Source organism: Aminobacter sp. P4_H6_2, assembly GCF_056400805.1.
Map to the genome: position 1 here is coordinate 1 of NZ_JBFUKO010000267.1, position 7,345 is coordinate 7,345.

Consider the following 7,345-nt stretch of genomic DNA (forward strand, 5'->3'; position numbering starts at 1 on the left):
GGCTTGCTCTCGACTGTCGGCACCACCTTCTTGTCGACGCGCTTGGAAATGGGGCGTGCCTCGCTCGTCGAACTGATGACCTTCCAGGCATTGCCGTCGCGCTCGAGCAGAAGATCGATCAAGCCGAGATGGGAGCCCCAGAAGCCACCCATCACACCCGGCTTGCCATTGATCGTGCCCTTGGCGTTGTCGACACCGTCGACCTTGTCGAATTTCGGACCGGGGAAGTCGAGATGGCTATGGCCGGTAACTATCGCGTCGATGCCGTCGACGCCAGCGAGCAGGATCGAGGCGTTTTCCAGGTTTTCCGCGGCTTGCGGCGTGCCCATGCCGGAGTGCGAGAGTGCGATGACGATATCGGCGCCCTGTTCCCTGATCTGCGGCACCCAGGCTTGAGCTGCCTTGACGATGTCGCGGGTCATCGCCTTGCCCTGCAGATGCCTGGAATCCCAGGTCATCACCTGCGGAGGCACAAAACCGATCAGGCCGATGCGGATAGGATGCTCGGCACCCGAACCGTCCTTCACCTTCTTGTCGAGGATCACGTAGGGCTTGAGGAACAGTTCGTCCTTGGTCGCGTCGGCGGCCAGTTCGCCCTTGGTCAGATTCGAGCAGACGACCGGGAAATTGGCGCCGTTGAGCACCTTGAACATGTAGTCGAGCCCGTAATTGAACTCGTGATTGCCGAGTGTCGAGCAATCATAGCCCAGCGTGTTCATCGCCTTGATGATCGGGTGGACGTCGCCGTCCTTCATGCCGCGCTGATAGGCCATGTAGTCGCCCATCGGGTTGCCCTGCAGGAAGTCGCCATTGTCGACCAGGATCGAGTTGGTGGCTTCAGTGCGGATGGCGTCGATGATCGTGGCCGTGCGGGCAACACCCATCGTGTCGTTCGGCTTGTCGGCGTAGTAGTCATAGGGAAAGACGTGCACGTGCAGGTCGGTCGTTTCCATGATGCGCAGATGCGCCTGATTGGCCTGGGCGCGCGCCGAAAACGGGTGCAGCATCACAAGAGCGCTCGCCGCGGCCGATCCGGCAAGAAAGGAACGACGAGACATAGGGTGAACCATGTTGGACATTTTCATTCTCCAGGAAATGAACTGACAGTATTTAGCCGGCGTCCCAAAGATCAAATGTCGCGCCAAAATCCGCGCGAGTCCAGCCGACTCGCGTGACAGCAGCGCGACAGGCTGCGGGGGAATGGATTGGTCCAGACGCTTTGCGACCTGTTCGGCCAGCGCGATGTCGCCCGTTGACCACAGGCAGCCAGCATGCAGGACTAGGCTCGACGCTGCTCGAAACCTCAAAAAGGTGCGACATGGCCGATCTCGACGACGAACAACCGGCGCAATACGCCTCGCCGCCATGTTTCATGCATGAGCTTGATCCCGAATTCCGCGCCGTGCCCGCGCCGGAATGGCCGGATGTCAGGCGCTGGCGCAAAGCCGAGCGCGCAAGGCTGATCGAATCCCGACTTGCCATCCCCGCTGACGTTCGCACGGCCATGGCCGGCCTGATCGCGCAGGGGCTCGACCAAGTCACCGGCGATGTGGCGGGCAAGATGGTCAGCCTCTACTGGCCGTTCCGGGGCGAGCCGGACCTTCGGCCATGGCTGGCATCGGTCAATGCGCGCGGCGGCAAGTCGGCGCTGCCAATCGCAATCGAGTTGGGTCGACCGCTGATCTTTCGCGCCTATGCACCGGGCGACAAGCTCGAACGTGGCGTCTGGAACATACCCGTCCCTGTCGCCAGCCCGGAGGTCATCCCCGATATCGTCATTGCCCCACTCGTCGGCTTCGACGCTATGGGCTACCGGCTAGGCTATGGCGGCGGTTTCTTCGACCGAACACTGGCCGCGTTGCCGAAAAAGGCACTGGTCATAGGCGTAGGCTACGAGATCACGCGCATTGCAACGATCTTCCCGCAGCCGCACGACATTCCCATGGACAGGATCGTTACCGAGGCCGGAATCATCCGCTGAAGCCATTGCTTGCGGTCACGCCAGATCCGGCCGCATGCCCGTGGCCATGCGGTCGACAATCTCGCGCAAGGCGAATGACGAGTTGATCTTGATGACATGCGGCATGGCCGACAGCCATTCCTTGTGGATGCGCTCATAATCGGGCAAGTCGCGGGCGGCGATGCGCAGGATGTAGTCGTATTCGCCCGACATGAGATGGCAAGACAGGATGTTGGGGCAGCGCTTCACCGCGACCTCGAAATCCGAAAGCGTTTTTTCGAACTGTCCCGACAGCGAGATATGCACGATCACCGTCATCTGGTGACCGAGTGCCGCGCTCGAAAGCCTGGCATGATAACCACTGATGATGCCTGACTTTTCGAGGTTGTCGAGGCGACGCGAACAGGCTGATTGCGACAGCCCGATCTTTTCGGCCAGCGCCGCGTTGGGCATCCGCCCATCCTTCTGAAGCGCGTCCAGAATAGCGATATCGATCCTGTCCAACGGCATTCTTCGAATTTCCTTCGACAATACAGAGGATGTGCGCAAAAATTATCGATCAACCTGCGGTAGCGCAACCTTTTTCGCAAACATATTCGGAACGATTCGTGATTGACTTCGTCATCAGGGAACGACGGCCAAAACGGCTGCGGAGGAGCAGGAAATGCGCGTAGGTTGCCCCAAGGAAATCAAGAATCATGAATACCGCGTCGGGCTGACCCCCGGCTCGGTTCGCGAATACGTCGCCCATGGCCATGACGTCCTGGTCGAGACAGGCGCGGGTGCCGGGATCGGCGCAGATGACAACGCCTACCGTGCGGCCGGCGCCCAGATCGCCAAGACCGCCGAAGAGGTGTTCACCCGCTCCGACATGATCGTCAAGGTCAAGGAACCGCAGCCCAATGAATGGGCGCAGTTGCGCGAAGGCCAGATCCTCTACACCTATCTGCATCTTGCGCCCGATCCGGAGCAGACCAAGGGGCTGCTCGCGTCGGGGGTGACTGCGGTCGCGTATGAAACCGTGACCGACGAGCGCGGCGGCCTGCCTTTGCTGGCTCCGATGTCGGAAGTGGCCGGTCGTCTGGCAATCCAGGCAGGCGCCACGGCATTGCAGAAGGCCTATGGTGGCCGTGGCGTGCTGCTTGGCGGCGTGCCTGGCGTGCTGCCGGGAAAGGTCGCGGTCATCGGCGGCGGTGTCGTTGGCCTGCATGCCGCCCGCATGGCCGCCGGTCTCGGCGCCGATGTGTCCATCATCGACCGTTCGATCCCGCGCCTGCGCCAGCTCGATGATCTTTTCGCTGGCCGTGTCCACACGCGCTATTCGACTGTCGAAGCGCTCGAGGAAGAGTGCTTCTCCGCCGATCTCATCATCGGTGCCGTACTTATTCCAGGGGCGGCGGCGCCCAAGCTGGTCAGCCGCGAGATGCTGTCCGGCATGAAGAAGGGCGCGGTGCTTGTCGACGTCGCCATCGACCAGGGCGGCTGCTTCGAGACTTCGCACGCCACCACCCACGCCGACCCCACCTACGAGGTCGACGGCATCATCCATTACTGTGTCGCCAACATGCCGGGTGCCGTGCCGGTGACTTCGGCCCATGCGCTCAACAACGCCACGCTGCATTACGGCCTGGCGCTGGCCGACCGTGGCCTCCAGGCGCTCGCCGACGAGCCGCATCTGCRCAACGGCCTCAATGTGCATCGTGGCCGCATCACCAATCGCGCCGTCGCCGAAGCCCTGGGTTATGAGATGACGGAAGCCAAGTCCGCGCTGGCGGCTTAAGTCTGCTGTATCAATAAAGAAGGAGCCCGTCGCAGTGATGCGGCGGGCTTTATGTCATTGGCTTCCCACGCGATTTTTAGCACCTGTCGACAGATTTCCCGAAACGAATTCGGCTCACCGGTTTCAAACTGAATGTGACATTTATGTTGCATCGCGCGGAAGGCCTCCGTGCCAAACAGCCAGTATTGGTAGTGGGGCAGTAGTGATGAAATTTGGTAAGACTTTTATAGCGCTTTTGCTGGGCGCAGTGTCAGCAGTTGCAATCTCTTCGGCATCAAACGCAGCGGATGCAGTATCAACGGAAGCGCCGGCCGCTGCGGGTTTCAACTGGAGCGGCATCTATATCGGTGTCGGCGGCGGCGTTGGTGCTGTCAAGCACGGGCTCGAAATAGCCAATCCTAACGGCCCCGAACGAATCGGCATGCCGGATCTCGGCGGCGGCGGCTTCTTTGGCGAGGTGACGGCCGGTTACGACTACATGGTGTCAGAACGCTTTCTTCTGGGCGCCTTGGTCGATGGTCGTTTTGGCAATGTTGGGCTTTCCCTGGAATCCTCGGATGGCACATTGGACGCCTCGCTCAACAACAATTACGGCTTTGATGTCGCGGCGCGAGCTGGCTATTTGCTGACCTCCAATACGCTGGGTTACGTTCTCGGCGGCTACAGCTGGCAGCATTTCAAGCTCGACGGAACCCTGGCCGGCACACCAATTGAATTTGAAGACGACCGCAGCGGCTACCTTCTCGGGCTGGGTATGGAAACTGCGGTCAGTGGCAACTGGACCGTCAAGAGCGAATATCGCTACGCCAACTATGGCAATGACACCGTTGCCGATCTTGGAGGAGCTCTCCTCAACATCGAGCCGTCAACGCATACATTCCACGTCGGCGCCAACTACCGCATCGGTGGCCAGAATGGCGGTGGTGCGTCAATTGCGGCGCCGGCCTATAGTTGGACGGGCTTTTATGTCGGCGGCGCGCTTGGGGCGGGTGCAATCACCGATGAAATCAATCTCGCTGCGGGCGCGGCCACCTTCAACGGCTTCGGTGGCGACGGCGCCTTCGGCGAATTGAGCGTCGGCTACGACCATGAGTTCAATGGCATCTGGGTTGCCGGTCTGCAGATCGACGGCCGTTATTCCGGCATGACGACGCAGCTGGCAGACGATCTGGCGCTTGGTGGTGCACGATACGAGGCTACCGCCGACTACGGTTTCGATGTTCTCGCCCGTGTTGGTGCAAAGCTCAATGAGTCGACCCTTGGCTACGTGCTCGGCGGCTATAGCTGGCAGCATGTCAGGGAAGAGATCACCTTTGCCGATATGTCCGACAGCAGGGATTGGAGTGTTGGCGGTTTCTCCGTCGGTGGCGGCCTTGAAACCGCTGTAACCAACAACGTAGCTGTCAATCTCGAGTACCGTTATTCGCGCTACGAAGGCCAAGACTACGACAGCGGCGACTTCTGGGAGACAGTTCCAGCCTTCCATACAGTCCGCGTCGGCGCGAAGTACAAGTTCAATTAGAACCGTTTCAGGCAAAATGCCAAAGCCCGTCGCAGCGATGCGGCGGGCTTTTTTTCGTTTTCAGTCAGATATCGGCGCCGCTTGACGTCATCGGCTCGTCCCGCTCGATCCGGCACTGATAGCAAWTGTTCTTTGCCGATCGCATGTGCACGTAGGCCACGTCCGGGCGCTGGAGCAACATTGCCGCCCAGCCGACAATCTCGGGCGTCAGCGTCACCGCACCGGTGCCATAGACGATGCGATCGTCCGCACTGTAGCCGCGCAGGATGTAGTCCTTGGTCTTGGCGAACAGCTCCGGCAACTCGCGGGTCTCAGCCGCACGTGGACATTCCTCAGCATGCAGGAAGATCGGGCCCGTTTCGGCATAGGGCTGAAGTTCCGGGAATGGGCGATATGCCAGCACGAGGTAAGGCTTACCCGCCGCGACATTGGTCAGGCAATGGCGACAAGGCACGCCAACGCCATCCGAAATCTTGCGCTCGGGCGTCATGCCATAGGCATCCGGGGCGCCGTGCTGGAGAGCCTTCACCGCATCGGTGGGAAGTGCCTGGAAGAGTATGGTCATAGCGGCAATCCTGGTTGATCGATTGCCGCAAGTTATGGCGAGCACAGGCGCTCGCCCACCCGATTTCCGACGCAGAAAATTTTCGTGGTATGGCAGCGTAAAGCCCGGCTCTTGCAAGCCGGGCTCCATAAATGATCGATGCGAGCAGGCTCTTACCGGATGAAGGCGTCGTAGCGGCGCAGCGTCACGCGGCGGTTGCGCCAATTCTCGTTCTGGGTCGGCACGAGCAGGAACTCTTCGCCATAGCCGACCGTTTCCAGCGCATAGCGCGGAATTCCGAACTGGCGCACCAGCGTCTGCTTGAGCGAAGCAGCACGGCGCTCCGACAGCGCCTGGTTGGCGGAAAACGAACCCACGGCATCGGTGTGGCCTTCGATCAGCACACGCGCCTCGGGATCGCGGCGCAGGATGCGGTCCAGCGCGTTGGCGATGTTTTCCACCTTGCCATATTGCGAATAAGGCACCTCGGCCGAGCCAAAGGCGAAGTTGATCGACTGGATGTCAATCGAGGGCGCCATGCGGCGCAAATCCGGCCGGCGCTTGAATTCGCGAACCGTGACGCGCTGGTTGGGCTGGAGCCTCGTCGTTGGCGCCGCCTGGAGCTGGCGCTCGATTTGCGACGCCGATGGCGTCGTCGCTTGTGCTGCGGCGTAAGACGGTGCGGCAAGCACGGCGATCAGCGCGGCGGCAAGCGTACGGCGGTTCAACATCTTCATTCTCCTTGCATATTTCGACCGATCCGGTCGAATCTGATGCAGYGGAAAAGGCCTGAGCCAAGCTGAAGACGCGATGAACGGACAGTTCAGCCGGGGTTGTGTGCGATCACGGTCGCATCACGCTTGCCGCACGCTCGGCAAAGGTCATCGTCCGAACCGTTTCCGTCTTCTGCGCGACGGGCGAAAAGCCCATCTTCTGATAGAGCGGCAGGGCTGCCGGATGGTCGAGCGTACAGGTCTGGACTGTCACCTGGTGCGGTCTGTAGGACCATGCGGCATCGATCGCCGCGCCGAGGAACCAGCGCCCGATCCCCTGCCCCATGGCATGGTCCATCATGCCGAAATAGGCCAATTCGACCTCATCGGGCAGATGCGGCTTGAGGTCCATGAAGCCGGCAGGCGCACCATCGAGATAAAGCACCCTGATGTCGCGGTCTTCGCGGTGCAGGCCAGCGGCAAGTTCCTCGTCGTCGAGCCTGAGAATGTTGACCCAATGCCATTTGCGGCCGACACGGTCGGCTAGATAGCGATAATAATGCAGCGGAATGTCACGGGTCTTGAGCAGCGCTATCTGGYGATTGACTGGCAGCGGCGGCGTGTAGGCCGGCGGCACATGCATCTCCAGAAAGGTGACCGTGACTTCAATATTTTCGCAGCGGTCGACGGCCATGCTCATGCTTTCCCCGTCACCACCGGGGTGTCGGACATGCCGCCCCATTCTGTCCATGAACCGTCATAGAGCCTGTTGTCGCCATGGCCCAGCGACTGCAGGGCAAGTGTGATGATCGCAGCGGTCACGCCT

8 protein-coding genes and 1 pseudogene are annotated in these 7,345 nt (G+C 60.7%); 3 read left to right on the plus strand and 6 right to left on the minus strand.

Annotation, left to right across the window (positions count from 1 at the left end):
• Positions 1 to 1,079 (minus strand): bifunctional 2',3'-cyclic-nucleotide 2'-phosphodiesterase/3'-nucleotidase (locus AC1DUU_RS18465; protein WP_476784858.1); only part of this gene is annotated, 1,079 nt, incomplete at its 3' end.
• A gap of 239 nt (positions 1,080 to 1,318) precedes the next feature.
• Here AC1DUU_RS18465 and AC1DUU_RS18470 point away from each other — a divergent pair.
• Positions 1,319 to 1,981, plus strand: a complete 663-nt coding sequence (locus tag AC1DUU_RS18470; RefSeq protein ID WP_476784859.1) for a 5-formyltetrahydrofolate cyclo-ligase — start codon at positions 1,319 to 1,321, stop codon at positions 1,979 to 1,981.
• A 15-nt stretch (positions 1,982 to 1,996) separates the two neighbouring features.
• Here AC1DUU_RS18470 and AC1DUU_RS18475 read toward each other — a convergent pair whose 3' ends face one another.
• Entirely contained in the window at positions 1,997 to 2,470 is a 474-nt protein-coding gene (locus AC1DUU_RS18475) for an Lrp/AsnC family transcriptional regulator (protein WP_476784860.1), read from the minus strand.
• A gap of 154 nt (positions 2,471 to 2,624) precedes the next feature.
• Here AC1DUU_RS18475 and ald point away from each other — a divergent pair, with 154 nt between their 5' ends.
• Together ald and AC1DUU_RS18485 are read left to right on the plus strand one after the other, a co-directional pair.
• Positions 2,625 to 3,740: an alanine dehydrogenase gene (gene ald, locus AC1DUU_RS18480; RefSeq protein WP_476784861.1), complete on the plus strand. Its 1,116-nt coding sequence runs from the start codon at positions 2,625 to 2,627 to the stop codon at positions 3,738 to 3,740.
• A 37-nt stretch (positions 3,741 to 3,777) separates the two neighbouring features.
• The gene (locus tag AC1DUU_RS18485; RefSeq protein WP_476784864.1) at positions 3,778 to 5,262 is read left to right on the plus strand and encodes an outer membrane protein; all 1,485 of its coding nucleotides are present in this window, start codon (positions 3,778 to 3,780) and stop codon (positions 5,260 to 5,262) included.
• Positions 5,263 to 5,326: 64 nt separating this feature from the next.
• Here the strand turns inward: AC1DUU_RS18485 and AC1DUU_RS18490 are convergent, their stop codons facing one another.
• The 4 genes and pseudogenes from AC1DUU_RS18490 to AC1DUU_RS18505 form a co-directional block, all read right to left on the minus strand.
• Complete coding sequence (locus tag AC1DUU_RS18490; protein WP_476784862.1) at positions 5,327 to 5,827, minus strand: DUF1203 domain-containing protein; 501 nt, start codon at positions 5,825 to 5,827, stop codon at positions 5,327 to 5,329.
• Between the two features lie 152 nt (positions 5,828 to 5,979).
• Positions 5,980 to 6,537: an OmpA family protein gene (locus tag AC1DUU_RS18495; RefSeq protein ID WP_476784863.1), complete on the minus strand. Its 558-nt coding sequence runs from the start codon at positions 6,535 to 6,537 to the stop codon at positions 5,980 to 5,982.
• A gap of 112 nt (positions 6,538 to 6,649) precedes the next feature.
• Positions 6,650 to 7,213 (minus strand): GNAT family N-acetyltransferase, encoded by a 564-nt coding sequence (locus AC1DUU_RS18500; protein WP_476784865.1) that lies wholly within the window; start codon positions 7,211 to 7,213, stop codon positions 6,650 to 6,652.
• Positions 7,214 to 7,215: 2 nt separating this feature from the next.
• Positions 7,216 to 7,345 (minus strand): annotated as a pseudogene (locus AC1DUU_RS18505) (sulfurtransferase); the annotation flags it as partial.